This window comes from Undibacterium sp. Ji49W, from assembly GCF_049340205.1.
Classification (GTDB): Bacteria; Pseudomonadota; Gammaproteobacteria; order Burkholderiales; family Burkholderiaceae_D; genus Undibacterium.
On the sequence record NZ_JBMPOW010000013.1, the window covers coordinates 44123 to 61856 of the forward strand.

A 17734-nucleotide genomic window follows, 5' to 3' on the forward strand; every position below is an offset into this window, starting at 1 on the left:
GGGCTTGAATGATTCGTTAATAATAATGATTCTGGTAGACTAAATGGCTGCCTGAGTCGCTTTTTTCAAGTGGGCTTCGGCCAGTCTGACCCAATAAGTTGCACCTATGGGTAGCAAATCGTCATTGAAGTCATAGCTGGGGTTGTGCAGATTGCAAGGTCCCAGGCCGTGACCCATGTCGCGGTGATCGCCATCGCCATTGCCAATAAAGGCATAGCAGCCCGGTTTGGCTTGCAGCATGAAGGCAAAATCTTCAGCGCCCATGGTGGGTTCTACCTGGGCGTCAACATTATCATTGCCTACCACGCTGCGCATGACTTCGGCAGCGAAAGCGGTTTCTTTGGCATGATTGATCAGGGGTGGGTAATTGCGTTTGAACTGAAAATCTACCTGGGCATCAAACGCCGCTGCCGTGTGTTCGGCAATGGCCTTCATGCGTTTTTCTATCAGATCGATCATGGCGGTGCTGAACGCACGCACCGTGCCTATCAGCGTTGCATCGTCAGGGATGACGTTGGTGGCACTGCCCGAATGGATCTGTGTCACCGACAATACTGCCGATTCCAGCGGGCTGGCATTGCGGCTGACGATGGTTTGCCAGCTCTGGGCGATCTGTATCGCCACGATAATCGGGTCTATTCCCTTGTGTGGCTGGGCCGCATGGGCACCCTTGCCCCTGACAACCACTTCAAATTCATTCGATGACGCCATCATGGGGCCAGCGGTGACACCAAAGGTGCCGACTGCGACGCCAGGCCAGTTATGCATGCCAAACACGGCATCCATAGGGTATTTGTCGAACAGGCCATCTTCTATCATGCGACGGGCACCGCCACCGCCTTCTTCGGCAGGCTGGAAAATCAGGTAGACGGTGCCGTCAAAGTCCTTGTATTGCGACAGATAATGCGCTGCACCCAGCAGCATGGCGGTATGGCCATCATGCCCGCAGGCATGCATTTTTCCTTCATGTTGCGAGGTATGGGCAAAGGTATTGATTTCCTGCATGGGCAGGGCATCCATGTCGGCCCGCAAGCCTATGGCACGTTCGCTGTTGCCATTCTTTAATATGCCCAGCACGCCGGTGCCGCCCAGACCGCGCACCACCGGGATGCCCCAGGCTTGCAGTTTTTGCGCCACCACTTCGGAAGTCCGGTGTTCTTCATAGCACAGCTCGGGATGCGCATGAATATCACGTCGGATTTGCTGAATTTCAGCATGGAATTGCACTATGGGATCGATCAGTTTCATAATTGTCTCCGTATTGCGTATTGTCGCCATGGACAGGCGTATGGTCGGGAATACACAAACTATTCTTGTCAGGATATCATCCTGTTGATGAAAAAGGCTAGCCAGGACCCGATTCAGGGGACTTTCAGGGGTCTGTTTGCATGTCTTTCTCCGTACAGAGAAAGATACCAGATTCCATGCAGGCTGGCAGGCACAGACCGCATATCCATACTACCAAAATGGGTTTGCCTGCCTGATCACAGTGGTAGTAGCATTCACGGTTGCAGGCAAGAAGGCCGGGCGACACGATGTCATGGCAAAGCCTGTAAAATCCTGCAAAACATGCAAGCCATCTTCTCTTTATAGACATGAATTATCGAAGGCCAGGAAAGAATACAAACCAGCAATGAAGAAGATATCCAGCTATCAGAGTCCGACCCGGACAGTGCATGCGGCAATCGCTATGTGCCCGCAGTTGCAGTTGCATTTGCATTCAGAGCAGGTCTGACCGATGCTGGTGTTTATCCTGCGCCGCCTGCTGCAAAGCCTGGCTGTCTTGCTGGTAATGTCGCTGCTGGTGTTTGCCGGTGTATATGCGATAGGCAATCCGATTGACGTGCTGATCAGCCCGGACGCGGATCAGATCGAACGCGCGCGCATTATCGCCGCCTTTGGCCTGGACCAGAGTTTGCCGCAACAATACTGGCTGTTCTTGCGCAATGCCCTGGCCGGTGACATGGGACAGTCTTTTGCCCATGCCACACCGGCGCTGGGGCTGATACTGGAACGTATGCCGGCGACGCTGGAACTTGCCGTGCTTGCGATCCTGATTTCCATCCTGCTGGGTATACCATTGGGATTGCTGGCGGGTTTGCGACCTGACAGCCTGGCTGGCAAAAGCATCATGGCTATTTCCATACTCGGGTTTTCGCTGCCTACCTTCTGGGTGGGGCTGATGATGATCATGGTATTTGCCGTGCAACTGGGCTGGCTGCCTTCCAGCGGGCGCGGTGAAACTGTGCTGTTGTTGGGGGTGCCGGTCAGTTTCCTGAGCGTTGATGGCCTTAAACATCTGCTCTTGCCCGCCCTGAACCTGGCCCTGTTCAATATTGCCATGGTGATACGCCTGACACGATCTGGCGCGCAAGAAGCCTTGCTGCAGGACTATGTACGCTTTGCCCGCGCCAAGGGCTTGCGCAACAGCCGCATTATCGGCGTGCATGTGCTTAAAAACATCCTGATACCGATAGTGACGGTGATTGCCCTGCAGTTCGGCTCCATCATTGCCTTTGCGATTGTGACTGAATCGGTGTTTGCCTGGCCCGGCATGGGCAAGCTGATTATTGATTCCATACGGGTACTGGACCGGCCTGTCATCGTCGCTTATCTGTTGCTGATCGTCAGCCTGTTCATCCTTATTAATCTGGTGGTGGACGTACTGTATTCCTTGCTGGACCCGCGTGTGCGCCTGTCCGATAACCAGGCCTGAAGCTTCCCATGACATCCAACAGCCAGCCATCTGCCCCCACTGCCGACACACCATTGCGACGTTTTCTGCGCGATTTTTTTGCCAGTCGCATCGCTGCCCTGGGCAGCCTGGTGCTCTTGCTGCTGGTATTGGTGGCCCTGTTTGCGCCGCTGATATCGCCACAAAATCCGTATGACCTGATGGCACTCGATGTCATGGATTCACGACTGGAACCGGGCAAACCATCTTCCGACGGCAAACATATTTTTTTACTCGGTACCGATGAACAGGGACGTGACATGCTGTCGGCGATTTTTTATGGCCTGCGGATTTCCCTCATCGTTGGTTTTTCCAGCACCGTGATTGCGCTCTTTATTGGTCTTGGCCTGGGTTTGCTGGCCGGTTATAAAGGGGGTCGGGTGGAAGCGCTGATCATGCGTGTCGCGGATATACAGTTATCCTTTCCTTCTATCCTGATCGCACTGATCTTGCTGGCCCTGACCGGGCAGGGTGTGAGCAAGATCATTCTGGCGCTGGTACTGGTGCAGTGGGCTTATTATGCCCGCACGGCACGCAGTGCAGCACTGGTAGAGCGACGCAAGGAATATATAGAGGCCGCAGTTGGTCTGGGCCTGTCGCCAGCCCGCATCATCTGGCGTCATTTATTGCCGAACTGCCTGCCTCCATTGATCGTGATTGCGGCCTTGCAGGTGGCTTCGGCCATTTCGCTCGAAGCCACGCTCTCATTTTTGGGGTTGGGTTTGCCGGTGACCGAACCTTCGCTGGGTTTGTTGATTGCCAATGGCTTTCAATACCTGCTGTCGGGTAAATACTGGATCAGTTTTTTCCCCGGCCTGGCCTTGTTGTTGACGGTGGTGTCCATCAATCTGGTGGCGGATCATTTGCGCGATGTACTTAACCCGCGCTTGCAGACGCAATAGATGGGACACACGATGACAATTGCGACACTTGAAGTACAACATCTACAGACTGAATTCGTCAGCCGCGCCGGTACGGTCACGGCGGTGAATAATGTCAGCTTCAGCGTGCAGCCAGGGCAAATCATGGGTCTGGTCGGTGAATCCGGTTCTGGTAAATCCATGACTGCGTATTCCATCATGGGCCTGATCGACCCGCCCGGCAAAGTCACGGCAGGCAAGGTTTTGTTCAAGGGACAGGATTTGCGTGGGCTATCGGCAGAAGCCATGCGGCAAATCCGGGGCAACCGCATTGCCATGATTTTCCAGGACCCGATGATGACTCTGAACCCGGTCTTGCGCGTTGATACCCAGATGATGGAAACCATCTCTGCCCATCAGCAGGTCAGCCGTGAAAAAGCGCGCGAAATGGCACGTGCCGCCCTGGTCAAGGTCGGTATCCCATCACCAGATGAAAGGTTGCTGGCGTATCCGCACCAGTTTTCTGGTGGCATGCGGCAAAGGGTGGCAATTGCCATTGCGCTCCTGAACGCACCAGAACTGATTATTTGCGATGAACCGACTACTGCACTGGATGTCACCATACAGGGACAGATACTGTATGAAATGCAGAAACTGTGCAAAGAATCTGGTACCGCCCTGATCTGGATTACCCATGATTTGTCAGTGGTTGCCGGGTTGGCGGATACTGTCAGCGTCATGTATGCTGGCAAGATCGTCGAAAGCGGCAGCGTCAGCCAGGTGCTGGAACAACCGCTGCATCCTTACACGCATGGCCTGATTGCTTCTTCACCCTCGCGTAACCAGCATGGACAGACTCTGCGCCAGATACCGGGTGCAACACCCTCCCTGTTGAATCTGCCGTCTGGCTGCGCTTTTCGCAATCGCTGCGAGCGCGCCACCACCGCCTGCGAGCAGGTACCACCTGCGCAGCATATTGATGGGCGCAGCCTGCTGTGCTTTCATCCCATGAACCCTATGAACACTACGGACAGCGTGACAGTTGGAGTCGTACATGTCTGAAATGAAGCTATCCATGCCAGGCGACGACACGCCCTTGCTTGAAATGCGCGGCGTCAGCAAGCGTTTTACCAAACCCGTGGATCTGAGCGCCAGGCTGGCGCAATGGCTGGGGGCCACAGCAGCGCCCGACATCGTGCATGCCGTGGACGATGTTGATCTGTCCCTGCATGCCGGCGAAGTACTGGGCCTGGTTGGTGAATCTGGCTGTGGTAAATCGACGCTGGGACGTATGGCTGTGGGCCTGCATGGCCTGTCTGATGGCACGCGCTGGTGGCGTGGACAGAACCTGGCCCTGGCAGGCAAGGCTACTCAACAGCAAATGAAACTGGCCATGCAGATGATATTTCAAGACCCCTATGCCTCGCTGAATCCGCGCATGCGTGTGCTCGACATCGTTGGTGAGGCACCGGTGGTACATGGCCTGATCAAGTCGGCTGAGCAAACGGACTATGTAGAACAGCTATTGCAAGGAGTGGGGCTGGACCCGGCGGTGCTACGACGTTTCCCGCATCAGTTTTCGGGTGGTCAGCGTGCCCGTGTCGGCATTGCCCGTGCATTGGCCGTGAAGCCGGAGCTACTGGTCTGCGATGAAGCCGTGGCCGCACTTGATGTATCAATACAGGCACAAGTGCTGAATCTGTTCATACGTCTGCGTGATGAGCTCAGGCTGACTTATCTGTTCATCAGTCATGATCTGGGTGTGGTCAGGCATGTGTCTGACCGGGTCGCCATCATGTATCTGGGGCGTATCGTGGAATCGGCACCGACATCAGAAATATTTGGGCATGCCAATCACCCTTATACCCAGGCTTTACTGGCGTCCGCCCCGAAACTGGAAGTGCGCAAGATAGATTTTGTCGCCATCAAGGGCGAAATCCCGTCACCCCTGCATCCACCAGCCGGTTGCCATTTTCATCCGCGTTGTCCGCATGCCATGCCCAGGTGTGGCGTTGAAAAACCGCAACTGAAAGAGATTGCACCGCTGCATTTCTCCGCCTGCCATCTGAATACCTGAATTGCCTGTTTTGTCTGAAGAATGGGGATGAACCCCAGGCATGTCCATGGGGCGGCAGCATATTCTGCATGGCTAAGAAGCGTTAGCTGATGGATTTTGTCTGATATTTGCATCAGTGATGATGGGTATACAAAAAATAAAGGAGATTTATTTGCTGCACTGCGATAAAGTAGTACCTGTCTCCTCCAACACCTCCTAAGGTTTGGATTTAACCCGCAACCGCAAGGTCGCGGGTTTTTTTTTGCCTTTTCACATTTGAGTAAGAAATTTAACAAAATGGCAGGCGTACGCTCAAATACTTGAGCGATATACAAAACCCCTTGTTTGGTATGCGATATATCTTCATATGCGATTTATGAATGATTGATATGCAAAAATAGATGTTGGTGAATTTGTTGCGCTGCGATATAGTTGCTCCTGTCTCCTCCAACACCTCCTAAGGTTTGGATTTAAACCTGCAATCACTTGCAGGTTTTTTTTTGCCTTTTTCTTTTTTCGTCTTTTCAGAGGCTGCGCTATCATCTGGCCTGCGGCGATCTGTAATGATATTTGTCTGTACCAGCAAAACACCACAACATCACAGCATGCGTGCGACAAAACGCGCATGATTGGCAATCAATCCGGAATCCTTATGCGAAGACTGGCTGAACCACAAGACCTGGCTGCTGTGCATGCCATTTATATGCATGCAGATGTCATCCCTTACCTGGGTTATGACCCCATGCCCATGGAAGAATTTGCGGCCATGTTTGCTGGTCTGCTTGCCAGCGGCAGTTTTTATGTTTATCCGGTGGATGGAGTAATCGCAGGTTTTTATAAAGTCAGCCGCTTTGCCGGACGTGCAGCGCATGTCGCGCAATTGGGTACGCTAGCCGTTGCGCCTTCGTTTCAGGGCAAGGGGATTGCCCAGTCCATGCTGGCAGAGGCCATGTCAGCCATGAAAAATGAAGGCGTACGCCGGCTGGAACTGATCGTCGAATCCGATAATCTGCGCGGGCTGGCTTTTTATCAAGGTCTGGGGTTTGAGACTGAAGGCAGGCTGCGTCAATTCTACAAACGCAGTGATGATGCTGACTATATTGATGATTTCATCATGGCAAAATTCCTGTATTAAGCTTTTATTTGATGCAGCGCAAAGCAGATTTACGAGAAAACAGTGTTTGCGGCAAAGAATTTATTGCCTGTTGTAAATTAAGTGGTATTGCAAAATTTCAGAATTTCTTTGAGAAGAGATTGGGCTAGTGGTATGTATCTTGATAGAGATATTCGTTTTGCGTATACCGGATATATTAAGAATAAAGCATACAAATATGTTGCGGCGCATTAAAGTAGTACCTGTCTCCTCCAACACCTCCTAAGGTTTGGATTTAAGCCCGCAAACTTTGCGGGCTATTTTTTTGCCCGTCGCTTTTGCAACTCACGCTTTTGCGGCTCATTCAGCGACATGAATATGTCGCTTGATATGCTTGAGATGGGCAACGATGGTAAAGGTCATGATCACCAACAAAGACCATGAACTCCATTTCCCCAGGTGGACGGTAGACCAGGCACCCAGTTGATTCGGATAACGCCAGATACCAAAGAACGTTCCCATGTTTTCTGCCAGCCAGATAAAAAATCCTATCAGTACGAAAGACAGCAGCAGCGGCATGCTGCGGTCGCGGTCCAGCGGCCGAAATACCACCGATGAGCGTGCATATAGCCCCAGCGCACAAGCCGCCAGATACCAGCGATAGTCACCGATGTAGTGGTGAGTGAAGAAGTTCAGGTAGATCAGTATGCCTATCAGGGCTGCCATCCAGTATGGCGGGTGGTGTCGTATGCGCAAGTCAAACAGGCGCCAGGCCTGGATGATATAACTGCCCACGCTGGCATACATGAAACCGCTGAATAATGGCACGCCCCACAGTTTGGTGTAGCCAGATTCCGGATAGGCCCAGCTTTGTATCTGGCCCGACACCTTGAACACTTCCAGCGCAAAACCGACCAGATGGAACAAAGTCACGGCCTTGAGCTCGTCCATGGTTTCCAGCTTGCTCCAGACCATGCCACCCTGTATCAGGACGGCAATCAGGAACAGCACGTCATAGCGCGGCAAGCCAAACAGACCAGCCCTGGGCACGATGAGTATGGAAGCGAAAAACAAGCCAACGAACAGGCAGGCACGCACTTCCTTGATGCCGAAATACCAGAATTCCATTAAAAAACGGAGAAAGCCCCGCAGATTTTCTGGTTGTGGAGGTTGAATCAGGAACTGGTCTATGGATTGCAGGCGCATAGCCAATATTTTAACAAGAGCCACAGCGTATTGTGGCTTTAATGATAAAAACTGTATTCGAGGCTAATAAGTTGCGAATAGAACTTATACTAAAAACAGTATAAACATTGTCATAAAATTGCTGACAATCTGGCCACATGAATGCAAAAGAGTGACAAGCTTTTTGATCAGTTTTGGCAGGCTATCGTAGCAGCTTGGCAAGATGGCACGTCACTTGCATTCACTAATCATGTAAACATGAATAAACACGGGCCAGCCAAGGCCGGCCCGGTATTTCCCGGAGAACACCAGCATGTCCACACCCAATGATTATCCACGCGACCTGATAGGCTATGGCCGTCATCTGCCCCATGCGCAATGGCCGCAACAGGCCAGGATAGCGGTGCAGTTTGTACTGAATTATGAAGAAGGTGGTGAGAACTGTGTTTTGCACGGTGATCGTGCATCCGAACAGTTCTTGTCCGAAATCGTTGGTGCAGCCGCTTATGAAGCGCGCCACATGTCGATGGAATCCATTTACGAATATGGGTCCCGCGCCGGGGTCTGGCGCATTTTGCGTGAATTTGAAAAGCGTCAATTGCCTCTGACCGTCTTTGGTGTGGCGATGGCTTTGCAACGTCATCCGGAACTGACCACAGCCTTTGGCGAGCTTGGTCACGAAATTGCCTGTCATGGCCTGCGCTGGATACATTACCAGGGCATGGATGAAGCGACCGAGCGTGAGCATATGCAACAGGCAGTGCAGATTCTGCGCGAACTGACTGGCCAGGCACCGCTGGGTTGGTATACCGGGCGCGATTCACCGAATACCCGCCGCCTGGTGGTTGAACATGGCGGCTTTGCCTATGACGCTGATTATTATGGCGATGACCTGCCATTCTGGACCGAGGTGACCACCAGCAGCGGTGAAAGCAAGCCGCACCTGGTGGTGCCGTATACGCTCGACAGCAACGACATGCGTTTTGCCACCCCGCAAGGCTTTAATACCGGCGATCATTTCTATGATTACCTGAAAGACAGTTTTGATGTGCTGTATGCCGAAGGTGACCCGGATGGCGACAATGCACCAAAGATGCTGTCCATAGGCATGCATTGTCGCTTGTTGGGGCGGCCCGGGCGCTTCCGTGCCTTGCAGCGTTTCCTGGATTACCTGCAGGCCCATGACAAGGTCTGGATCTGCCGTCGCATCGACATTGCCCAACACTGGATGCAGGTACACCCGTTCAACGCTACAAGACCCTGAGCGATGGGAAGAGTGGGAGTTCAGTTGAATCTGCAATCAAGCTTCGATATGGATGGGATTATTTATTTAACCTGATGGAAAGGAAGAAAGATGAAAATGCAAATGAAACACATGGCTCTGGCTGTTGCATCTTGCCTGCTGACCGGTAGCGCGCTGGCACAATCCAGTGTCACTGTGCAGGGTTTGGTCGATCTGTCCGTAGGTTCGGTCAAAATGAGTGGCGACAAGGCCAGCACGGCTGCCATCACACCTGGTGGCATGACCACATCATGGGTGGGCTTCAAGGGTGTGGAAGACCTGGGTGGCGGCCTGAAAGCAGAATTTGCGCTGACCGCCTTCCTGCGTCCGGATACCGGTGAATCTGGCCGCTTTGGCGGTGATACGATGTTTTCGCGTGACGCGAATATCGCTTTGGCTGGCAGTTTTGGCCGTGTTTCGCTGGGCCGTGATCTGGCACCCAGTTTTTTACCGGTAGTGATTTTTAATCCCTATGGCGATTCTTTTGATGTCTCACCCCTGGTCCTGCACTGGTATGTGCCGTCGGGCGGCTTTGCGGCACGTACCTGGGCCAATTCGGCAGCGGGCGATTCGGGCTGGAGCAATGAAGTCATTTACAGCACGCCTAATTTCGATGGTTTCAGTTCGAATATGCATTACCAGTTTGGTGAGAAAGCCGGTGATACCGGTACCCGCAATATCGGTTTGAATGCCCTGTACTTCAATGGCCCGTTTGCCCTTGGTGCTTTCTATCAAAAAGTGCAGGTATCCAATCCCACGGGCGGGTCTGCGATTGTCGATGCAACCGCTGCACCGGTGAACTTTGCTTCCATCAATAACCAGACCGCGTATTTTGTGGGTGCCAGTTATGACCTGACGGCGGCCAAGCTGTATGCAACTTATATATCCAGCAAGAATGACACGGCAGCAGGCAAACAAATGGATGACAAGATTTACAGTCTTGGTGCCAAGATACCGGCGGGTGGTGGTGACATCTTGCTGGCCTATGCTAATACCAGGCGCAACGGGTCGCTGACTGCCAATACCGAGCTTAAGCGCGATACCATGTCTGCCGGCTATGACTATAACCTGTCCAAGCGCACCGATATCTATGGTGTACTGATGAGTGACAAGATCAGTACGGCAGACCGCGCCACCAGCGTGATTGCGGGCATACGCCACAGGTTCTGATTGTTTTCAGCATGAAAGAAAAAGCCGTCATCGTAAAAAATGACGGTTTTTTTTTTTACCTGTCACAAACGGCTGGGCTGTTTCGTCTTATCATCATGTATATAGTGGAATACAACCATGACGAACCGCCTGCAAAGCTTTACTGATCATAAACCCCGCCTGTTCGGCATTGCCTATCGCATGCTGGCTTCACGCGCCGAGGCCGAAGACCTGGTGCAGAATACCTATCTGCGCTGGCATGCACTCAGTGAGGATGAGGTACTGCAAATTCGTGAACCGCAAGCCTGGCTGGTGACCGTCATCAGCCGTCTTTGCGTGGATAGACTGCGCGTGCTCAAGCGCGAGCGTGAAAACTATACCGGCCCCTGGTTGCCAGAACCCATGATAGAAGTCGATAGCCAGACGCCAGAATTGCTGGCTGAGTTCAGCAGCGATGTATCACTGGCCTTTTTGACCATGCTGGAACGTTTATCGGCAGAAGAGCGGGCTGCATTTCTTTTGCATCAGGTCTTTGATGTCGATTACCCGGAAGTGGCCGGTATGCTCAACAAGACAGCAGCCGCCTGTCGTCAACTGGTACACAGGGCAAAGGAGAGGGTATTGCAGGAGAAGCCGCGCTTCCAGATCAGCCGCGATCACCACCGGCAATTGCTGCAACGCTTTACCCTGGCCGCCCAGAGCGGTGACTTAAAGGCTTTGAATACCCTGTTTGCTGATGACGCACAAATGATCGGTGACGGTGGCGGCAAGGTGGCTTCGGTCAACCGCATCCTGCATGGGGCTGCACGCATATCCCGTTTATTCCATGTCATTTCCAGAACTTATCCCCAGCGCATGCAGTTTGTCGAAGTCAGCATCAATGGTGAACCTGGCTTGCTGCGTTTTATTGACGGCAAGCTCGATGCCACCATTTCCATTGTCAGCGATGGCGAAAAAATCCTTGACCTGTATACCATCCGTAATCCGGATAAATTGCAGGCGTATCAGGGGATGACTTTGCCTGCCACAACTATTTAAGAAACTATTTAAGAAATTATTCAAGTAATCTGTCACAAACCGATTCTCCCCAGCGTCTTATGGATGAAGAAAGCAATTTCGCTGACTCATCTTAAAACTGGAGAATTATCATGACACTCAAACTGAATTTCCCTGGCCTTGCACCGGCAGCCTATCAAGCCCTGGCTGGCGTCAATACTGTCCTCGAGAACAGCAGCCTTGGCAAGTCCCTTATCGACCTGGTTTTTTTACGTGTTTCACAAATCAATGGCTGCGCATTTTGCGTCGATAAACATGCGCATGACCTGCTCGAACATGGCGATAATTTCCAGCGCCTGAACAGCCTGGTGTGCTGGCGCGAAGCACCCTGCTTCAGCGAACGCGAAAGGGCCGCACTGGCCTGGAGTGAAGCGCTCACCGGCATCGCCGGCAAGCATGTTGATGAAGATCTTCAGCAAGAATTGCCGAAACATTTCACGGAAAAAGAACTGGTTGATCTGGCCTTTACCATTGGTCTCATGAATGCCTGGAACCGGGTGGCAATTGCTTGTGGAAAAAGCTTTGCCATGCGTTGATTCTCCCAGTTCCTGACGTGCTAGCCACGGCTTTGATAAATAACTTTATCGAGGCCGGGTTCGCCATACGCATCTGCATTGCTCATGTAGTCATCGAAAGGCCCGACCTTGCTGATAGTCTGCCCCTGGAGGAAGACGATTTGCAGGCCCTGTTCTGCTTCCCAGTCGCAATCGCATTCGATAGACACATACACAGTCTTGTCACCATTCGGGCGCTGGCATACCAGGGCTTCATCGCCAAACTGTATGTGCTTCCAGACATCGGCTGCGGTGGCAATGTGTACTACATCCAGTTTTTCGGATTTGCGGTAATTGGCCGTGTCCTGGTAATAAGCAAAAATCTCGGCTTCGGCCTTGTGCAGGATGGATGGGTCAAGCGCAATGAAGTGCGTGATGGCGCTTTGATATGCTGTTTTGCTCGCTTCATCGGCCTCGTCATAGCCTTCCAGCAGGAAGGTATAGGCCTGTTGATTCAGTGCAGGCACCACAACAGCCTGGCTGATATGCCAGCCATTTTCTTCATCTTTTTCCAGTGTTCCGAGGCCGGGAATTTGCATGGTCTGTCTTCCAGTTTGCTGATGCCGTTTGTTGATGTGTCGCCGTCTGTGGCCAATTGTGGTCGATTGTGGCCGGAGGCTCACATGTTACGGCAAGGGGCTGTATTGTCCCATACAAGTCTGGCAGCAGGCGCATTGCTCTGGAAGTTGATGCTAATTTCCTTTATTGTGCCGGCTGCTGCTGGACACCGGTAGTGTCATACAGCTGGATTTCATTCAGCATATCAAAGCAGCTGGCCTGGTCCGGGTTCAGACCTATCCGGAGTTTTTTATCATTGCTGTTCAATTGCGCATGGTTGACCAGCAGGCGCATTTTGCTGATGAGGTCGGCGGTGTGCAGCAAATGGCCGAGTGGGCTCCAGTCTATGGGCTTGCTGCCGCCGGCTTGCTGTTGCAGGGCCAGGATCACATGGTCGGGGAATTCCCAGCGTTGGGCAATGCGGTAAGACAGCGTGGCTGCCACGGATGAGAAGATGGCCTGGAAGCTGGCTGAATATTTGAATTTACCCTGTTCGCAAGTCTGGTCCAGCAGACGGAAGGCGATAATCAGGCCGACGTTTTTCATCAGCCCCGTCAAGAAGGCATGGAAGGGGTCAATATTGCGGGCCAGGGTGTGGCAGGCAACCGCGCATTTTTCCGACTGGTTCCAGATATGCGGTGCTGCACGGCGGGTAAATTGCCCGGCGTTCAGGTTGATGATGGGGCGGAAGGCGACCTTGGCAATCACCAGTCGCAAGCCTTCTTCGCCCAGGATCATGACGGCTTTTTCCAGGCTGTTGATACGGTCTGCCGGGTTGTACAGGGCACTGTTGACGGTATTGATAACTTCACCAACCAGCACCACGTCTTTCACAATCTGACGTGACAGTTCACCGGCAGAAATGGTCTTGTTGCGCAGACTGTTCAGCAGTTGCGGGACGACGCTGGGCACGCGTGGCACGATGACGGCATCGTTCAGGTCAGACGCCAGCAATTTGTACAGCGCTTGAAGTATGGTTTGTTCAGTATCAAAGTTACCGCCTTCACCCGGATAGCCCATGATCCAGTCAAAATAAAGACTGTCGATAGGTAGCGCCGGTTTCCAGGCAATGAGTTTCTCTGCGTGTGGTGCTGTAGTCGCAGTCGCAGGTGCAGGCGTAATACTGGTCAATACCGTGGCTGGCTGTGAATTGCTGTCTGCATCGGTCCTGAGCACAGCAGGTGCTGATGCTGGCGTGGCTATCGGTGTGGCTGTAGGTGTGACTGTTGGGGTGGTCGCCCTGACCAGTGCTGCCGCTGCGCTCATCGCCGGTTCCGGCGTAGCCGCAGTCGCAGGCTGATTGGCCTGGCTGGTGCTTACCGGTACCTGATCACCACCAAACAGGCGGTTAAAGAATTTGCTCAGGGTATTCGACACGGTGTCCCTTTCACTTCAAACTAATCGGCCACGCAGGCCAGAGCTTTCAGTTTGTATATTTGCCTGGGGTGTGTCAATCCCAAGCCGGGCTTGCAAGGGCTTTCTTGCCGGCTTTTAACTTAAGTTGTCATTCTTCATCATTGAGCTGGGCATTCAGTCTGGCAATTTCGGCCATGATTTCTACCGGAAACTCTTCCCTGGCCCATTCGCGGTATTCACCGGCAGCGTAAGCCAGGCCGTTTTTATAGTACATGTAGGCATTCAGGCGATTACGTACATAATTGTTTTGGGTGCGTACGACTTTTCCCGGCGTACCCATGACGATGGAATTATCGGGAATGACCGTACCTTCCTTCAGGAAGCTGTGGCCGGCAATAATGCAGTTGTTCCCGATCACACAGCCATCCATGATGGTGGAATTGATGCCTATCAGGCAGTTATCCCCTATGGTGCAGCCATGGATGGTGCAATGATGGGTAATCGAACAATGGCTGCCTATGATGGTCGCGGTCTGGTCACCAATATGCAGCATGACAAAATCCTGGATATTGGTGTATGGGCCGATGATGATTTCCTTGTGTTCGGCCCGGGCCACCACATTGATCCAGATGGAGGCATTCTGCCCCACGCTGATCTTGCCATACAGTTGTGCCGTGTCATGCACATACACGGGTTGATCAAGTGTGACATCGGGACCAATGAAAGCCATAGACACCTTTCAGTATTCAAAAAAAACAGCAGAAAAAACAGCAGAAAAAACAGCAGGGAAAACAGCTAGTGAAATAACAGGATAGCGCTTTATGAATAAATGTGGTGAAGGTTGCCCACAGCGATCATCCAGCATACCACCATGCCAGACAGATACAGCATGGCACGCCAGGGTTGCAAACCGCGCAGGTAGACGATGGTATGCAGATAGCGTATCAGCACATAGCTGCCAAACAGCCAGTTGGCGCTGTATGCATCGCCACCCAGCAAGACATAACTGAGCGCCAGCGCCAGAAACAGCGGTAGATTTTCAACATCATTGCGCCAGACACGGGCACAGCGCTGCACCAGCTCGACTTCAGCTTCTACCATGCGCAGGCCAAACATGCCGGCGTCTTCTGGCAACAGATAGCGACGGCTGCGTATGCGGCTGATGACTTGCAGGGCACTTAACAGGCTGGCTTTCAAAAACAGCGCCAGCAAAGCCAGCACAAAGCTGGACAGGGCAGGGAAGGCCATCATTTGTCGGCCTCTTCTTGTGTTGTGGCACGTGCGTTTCTGAGCGCGAGAAATTGTTCGATCTGGCCGGTGGATGGGCGAAAACCACTCATGGACCAGCTTTCTGCCTCACTCTCCAGGATATTGATCCAGACGGATTTCCTGAATTCAGGGTCACCCGCACCCTCGATGTCCACCATGATATCGGCAATTCTTTCGAGTAATAACTGCTTTTGACCGGGGTTTAACATTCCTTTGATGGTGTGTATTTGTACGTAGGGCATGCTGGCTCCTGATAGTGTTGTGGCTATGGCTGATTTACAACCTCAGCCCACAGCCGGTTAGTAAGAACCTGGATTGTGGCGGTCACGGAAAAGTTGTACCATTGGCTGAATCGACAAAAAAAGGTTTGAATTGGCCATATGACGATCGCAGACAATATTATCCGTATCGGTGTGCTGGTGTATCCCGGCTGTTTGCGCAGTGGTGCCGTGATGCCTATTGACGTATTTGCCATTGCCAATACCCTGGCTGGAATACGCCCGGCAGGCAGTCGCCCGGTACTGTTCGACGCCTTCTGGGTCAGTGCCAGAGGGGATGTCATGCAGGAAGTAGGTGGCCTGCATTTTCAGGCGCGTGACATCTCGACGCAAAAGCTGGATGCCTTGATGGTGCCCGGCATCGACCACAGGGACAGCAGGCAACTCGATGCCCTGATGGCAGAACTGGGGCCGGAGCAGGCTTTGCTGCATGATTACCTGCAAGGTGACCGTCTGCTGGTTTCCAGTTGTTCCAGCACCAGCCTGCTGGCCAGGACCGGCCAGCTCGATGGTCGTCGTGCCACTACCAGTTGGTGGCTGAGTGCCTATTTCCGCAAGCACTTCCCGCAGGTCCTGCTGGAAGCCGAAGAACTGATCGTTCAGGATGGCCAACTGGTGTCATCTGGCGGTGTTACTTCGTATATTGACTTGTCACTGTGGCTGGTGGCGCATTTTGCCGGTGAAGAATTACGCCAGTTGACGGCCAAGATTCTGGTGGTGGACGCCAACCGCAATAGTCAGGCACCCTATATCGCCAAGGCCATGATGCAGGAACAGGGGCACGTAGTGATAGAGCGCGCCCGTCGCTGGCTGAACCAGCGACTGGATCAGCGCTGGACCATGGCAGAACTGGCCAGCTATTGCCACGTCAGCCAGCGCACTCTGTTAAGACGTTTTCAGGATGCCACCAATCTCAGCCCGATACACTATGTGCAGCAACTGCGGGTAGAACGGGCCAAGGCCTTGCTGGAAACGACCCGCCTGTCGCTGGAAGACATCACTGCGCGCTGCGGTTATGAAGATGTTTCCAGTTTCAGTAAAATCTTCAAACAGTGGGCGCAGGTAACGCCGAAGGATTACCGGCGCAGATTTGGTCTACGTTTTTAAACATCCGGGATGGGATAGTCGCAATGGATAACAGACACGTAGTCATCGTGGGTGGTGGCGTCATCGGCAGTGCGATTGCTTATTTTCTGGCAGTGCATCCGCGCTTTCAGGGCCGGGTGAGCGTGCTGGAGCGCGACCCCACTTATACCCATGCTTCGTCAGCCCTGTCGGCCAGTTCCATACGCCAGCAATTCAGCACTCCGCTGAATATACAGATGTCGCAGTTCGGCATCACCTTCCTGCGTGAACTGCATCAGCATCTGGCAGTGGATGGCGAGGTGCCGGAACTGGGGTTGACCGAACACGGCTACCTGTATCTGGCGACGGCTGCCGGTGCTGCCACGCTGCAGGAAAATCATCACATACAAAAGACAGAGCATGTTGATGTTGCCCTGCTTGATCCGGATGCATTGCAACGCCGGTTCCCGTGGTTGAATATAGATGATCTGGCTGTCGGATCGCTGGGCCTCAGTGGTGAAGGCTGGTTCGACGGCTATGCCTTGCTGATGGCGTTTCGCCGCAAGGCGCGCAGCCTCGGTGTTAATTATATTCAGGCTGATGCACTGGGGTTTGAACAAGGTCATGGCAAAGTGCAGGGCGTGCGCTTGCGTGATGGTCGCGTCATCCCTTGTGATGCGGTAGCGAATGCGGCTGGAGCCTGGGCACGCCCCTTGCTGACCGGTACCGGTTTTGATTTGCCTGTAGTTGGTCGCAGGCGCACGGTATTTGTGGTGTCCAGCCCGGCACAGACACCTGCTTGCCCGCTCATCATTGATCCATCGGGTTTGTGGCTACGTCCAGAAGGCCAGCACTGGATATGCGGCTTGCCACCGGAGGATGATCCCGACGATGCGCCGCTGGAAGCTGATTACGGACAGTTTGATACGGTCTGGCAAATCATGGCGAACCGCGTTCCTGCTTTTGAAGCACTGCGCATGCAAAGAGCCTGGGCTGGCTACTATGAATATAATGTGTTTGACCAGAATGCCGTCATTGGCACGCATCCGCTGTTATCGAATTTGATACTGGCCAATGGTTTCAGCGGCCATGGCATGCAACACGCACCCGCAGCCGGGCGCGGCATTGCAGAATTGCTGGTGGATGGTGCTTACAGCAGCCTGGATCTGTCGCCTTTGTCAGCACAACGATTGCTGGATGGCAGGCCGTTGCTGGAAAAAAATGTAATTTGAATCTGAC

At 52.9% G+C, this 17734-nt stretch carries 18 protein-coding genes; 11 read left to right on the forward strand and 7 right to left on the reverse strand.

The genetic code is table 11. The features are described from left to right. Window positions 1–39 precede the first annotated feature (39 nt). Window positions 40–1248, reverse strand: coding sequence for a M20 aminoacylase family protein (locus ACO0LK_RS16725; protein ID WP_422976949.1), 1209 nt, complete (start codon window positions 1246–1248; stop codon window positions 40–42). Window positions 1249–1738: 490 nt separating this feature from the next. Here ACO0LK_RS16725 and ACO0LK_RS16730 point away from each other — a divergent pair, with 490 nt between their 5' ends. From ACO0LK_RS16730 to ACO0LK_RS16750, 5 genes are all read left to right on the forward strand, one after another. After that, entirely contained in the window at window positions 1739–2716 is a 978-nt protein-coding gene (locus ACO0LK_RS16730; protein WP_422976951.1) for an ABC transporter permease, read from the forward strand. 8 nt (window positions 2717–2724) lie between these two features. Further along, window positions 2725–3636 carry an ABC transporter permease gene (locus tag ACO0LK_RS16735; RefSeq protein ID WP_422976953.1) on the forward strand — a complete coding sequence of 304 codons (912 nt, stop codon included), beginning with the start codon at window positions 2725–2727 and terminating at the stop codon, window positions 3634–3636. 12 nt (window positions 3637–3648) lie between these two features. After that, a complete protein-coding gene (locus ACO0LK_RS16740) occupies window positions 3649–4656 on the forward strand; it encodes an ABC transporter ATP-binding protein (protein WP_422976955.1) in 1008 nt (335 codons plus the stop codon). Continuing rightward, entirely contained in the window at window positions 4649–5671 is a 1023-nt protein-coding gene (locus tag ACO0LK_RS16745) for an ABC transporter ATP-binding protein (protein WP_422976957.1), read from the forward strand. Before ACO0LK_RS16740 ends, ACO0LK_RS16745 begins: the two co-directional genes overlap by 8 nt. A 631-nt stretch (window positions 5672–6302) precedes the next feature. Then, entirely contained in the window at window positions 6303–6785 is a 483-nt protein-coding gene (locus ACO0LK_RS16750) for a GNAT family N-acetyltransferase (protein ID WP_422976959.1), read from the forward strand. Window positions 6786–7103: 318 nt separating this feature from the next. Here the strand turns inward: ACO0LK_RS16750 and ACO0LK_RS16755 are convergent, their stop codons facing one another. Beyond that, window positions 7104–7949 (reverse strand): DUF817 domain-containing protein, encoded by an 846-nt coding sequence (locus tag ACO0LK_RS16755; RefSeq protein ID WP_422976961.1) that lies wholly within the window; start codon window positions 7947–7949, stop codon window positions 7104–7106. A gap of 292 nt (window positions 7950–8241) precedes the next feature. Between ACO0LK_RS16755 and puuE the strand changes: the two genes are divergently transcribed. The 4 genes from puuE (at window position 8242) to ACO0LK_RS16775 (ending at window position 11951) form a co-directional block, all read left to right on the forward strand. After that, the gene (gene puuE, locus ACO0LK_RS16760; protein ID WP_422976963.1) at window positions 8242–9192 is read left to right on the forward strand and encodes an allantoinase PuuE; all 951 of its coding nucleotides are present in this window, start codon (window positions 8242–8244) and stop codon (window positions 9190–9192) included. Between the two features lie 96 nt (window positions 9193–9288). Further along, window positions 9289–10380, forward strand: coding sequence for a porin (locus ACO0LK_RS16765; protein ID WP_422976965.1), 1092 nt, complete (start codon window positions 9289–9291; stop codon window positions 10378–10380). Between the two features lie 117 nt (window positions 10381–10497). Then, complete coding sequence (sigJ, locus tag ACO0LK_RS16770; protein ID WP_422976967.1) at window positions 10498–11397, forward strand: RNA polymerase sigma factor SigJ; 900 nt, start codon at window positions 10498–10500, stop codon at window positions 11395–11397. A gap of 110 nt (window positions 11398–11507) precedes the next feature. After that, entirely contained in the window at window positions 11508–11951 is a 444-nt protein-coding gene (locus tag ACO0LK_RS16775; RefSeq protein WP_422976969.1) for a carboxymuconolactone decarboxylase family protein, read from the forward strand. Between the two features lie 20 nt (window positions 11952–11971). Here the strand turns inward: ACO0LK_RS16775 and ACO0LK_RS16780 are convergent, their stop codons facing one another. The 5 genes from ACO0LK_RS16780 to ACO0LK_RS16800 form a co-directional block, all read right to left on the reverse strand. Continuing rightward, entirely contained in the window at window positions 11972–12508 is a 537-nt protein-coding gene (locus ACO0LK_RS16780) for a DUF6985 domain-containing protein (protein WP_422976971.1), read from the reverse strand. 163 nt (window positions 12509–12671) lie between these two features. Next, window positions 12672–13904 (reverse strand): HDOD domain-containing protein, encoded by a 1233-nt coding sequence (locus ACO0LK_RS16785; RefSeq protein WP_422976973.1) that lies wholly within the window; start codon window positions 13902–13904, stop codon window positions 12672–12674. 127 nt (window positions 13905–14031) lie between these two features. Then, window positions 14032–14613, reverse strand: coding sequence for a gamma carbonic anhydrase family protein (locus ACO0LK_RS16790; protein WP_422976975.1), 582 nt, complete (start codon window positions 14611–14613; stop codon window positions 14032–14034). A gap of 89 nt (window positions 14614–14702) precedes the next feature. Continuing rightward, window positions 14703–15134 carry an MAPEG family protein gene (locus ACO0LK_RS16795; protein WP_422976977.1) on the reverse strand — a complete coding sequence of 144 codons (432 nt, stop codon included), beginning with the start codon at window positions 15132–15134 and terminating at the stop codon, window positions 14703–14705. Further along, window positions 15131–15394 carry a tautomerase family protein gene (locus ACO0LK_RS16800; protein WP_422976979.1) on the reverse strand — a complete coding sequence of 88 codons (264 nt, stop codon included), beginning with the start codon at window positions 15392–15394 and terminating at the stop codon, window positions 15131–15133. The genes ACO0LK_RS16795 and ACO0LK_RS16800 overlap by 4 nt, the downstream gene beginning before the upstream one ends. Before the next feature lie 138 nt (window positions 15395–15532). On the opposite strand from ACO0LK_RS16800, the gene ACO0LK_RS16805 reads away from it, so the two are divergent. Together ACO0LK_RS16805 and ACO0LK_RS16810 are read left to right on the forward strand one after the other, a co-directional pair. Beyond that, on the forward strand, window positions 15533–16537 hold the full coding sequence (locus ACO0LK_RS16805) for a GlxA family transcriptional regulator (RefSeq protein ID WP_422976981.1): 1005 nt from the start codon (window positions 15533–15535) through the stop codon (window positions 16535–16537). 23 nt (window positions 16538–16560) lie between these two features. Further along, entirely contained in the window at window positions 16561–17727 is a 1167-nt protein-coding gene (locus ACO0LK_RS16810) for an NAD(P)/FAD-dependent oxidoreductase (protein ID WP_422976983.1), read from the forward strand. Window positions 17728–17734 lie beyond the last annotated feature (7 nt).

Coding starts and splice junctions, on each gene's coding strand:
- ACO0LK_RS16800 (WP_422976979.1), bottom strand. CDS start 15,394: ATGCCCTACGTACAAATACACACCATCAAAGGAATGTTAAACCCCGGT.
- ACO0LK_RS16745 (WP_422976957.1), top strand. CDS start 4,649: ATGTCTGAAATGAAGCTATCCATGCCAGGCGACGACACGCCCTTGCTT.
- ACO0LK_RS16740 (WP_422976955.1), top strand. CDS start 3,649: ATGACAATTGCGACACTTGAAGTACAACATCTACAGACTGAATTCGTC.
- ACO0LK_RS16780 (WP_422976971.1), bottom strand. CDS start 12,508: ATGCAAATTCCCGGCCTCGGAACACTGGAAAAAGATGAAGAAAATGGC.
- ACO0LK_RS16755 (WP_422976961.1), bottom strand. CDS start 7,949: ATGCGCCTGCAATCCATAGACCAGTTCCTGATTCAACCTCCACAACCA.
- puuE (WP_422976963.1), top strand. CDS start 8,242: ATGTCCACACCCAATGATTATCCACGCGACCTGATAGGCTATGGCCGT.
- ACO0LK_RS16795 (WP_422976977.1), bottom strand. CDS start 15,134: ATGATGGCCTTCCCTGCCCTGTCCAGCTTTGTGCTGGCTTTGCTGGCG.
- ACO0LK_RS16790 (WP_422976975.1), bottom strand. CDS start 14,613: ATGGCTTTCATTGGTCCCGATGTCACACTTGATCAACCCGTGTATGTG.
- ACO0LK_RS16775 (WP_422976969.1), top strand. CDS start 11,508: ATGACACTCAAACTGAATTTCCCTGGCCTTGCACCGGCAGCCTATCAA.
- sigJ (WP_422976967.1), top strand. CDS start 10,498: ATGACGAACCGCCTGCAAAGCTTTACTGATCATAAACCCCGCCTGTTC.
- ACO0LK_RS16730 (WP_422976951.1), top strand. CDS start 1,739: ATGCTGGTGTTTATCCTGCGCCGCCTGCTGCAAAGCCTGGCTGTCTTG.
- ACO0LK_RS16810 (WP_422976983.1), top strand. CDS start 16,561: ATGGATAACAGACACGTAGTCATCGTGGGTGGTGGCGTCATCGGCAGT.
- ACO0LK_RS16765 (WP_422976965.1), top strand. CDS start 9,289: ATGCAAATGAAACACATGGCTCTGGCTGTTGCATCTTGCCTGCTGACC.
- ACO0LK_RS16805 (WP_422976981.1), top strand. CDS start 15,533: ATGACGATCGCAGACAATATTATCCGTATCGGTGTGCTGGTGTATCCC.
- ACO0LK_RS16750 (WP_422976959.1), top strand. CDS start 6,303: ATGCGAAGACTGGCTGAACCACAAGACCTGGCTGCTGTGCATGCCATT.
- ACO0LK_RS16725 (WP_422976949.1), bottom strand. CDS start 1,248: ATGAAACTGATCGATCCCATAGTGCAATTCCATGCTGAAATTCAGCAA.
- ACO0LK_RS16735 (WP_422976953.1), top strand. CDS start 2,725: ATGACATCCAACAGCCAGCCATCTGCCCCCACTGCCGACACACCATTG.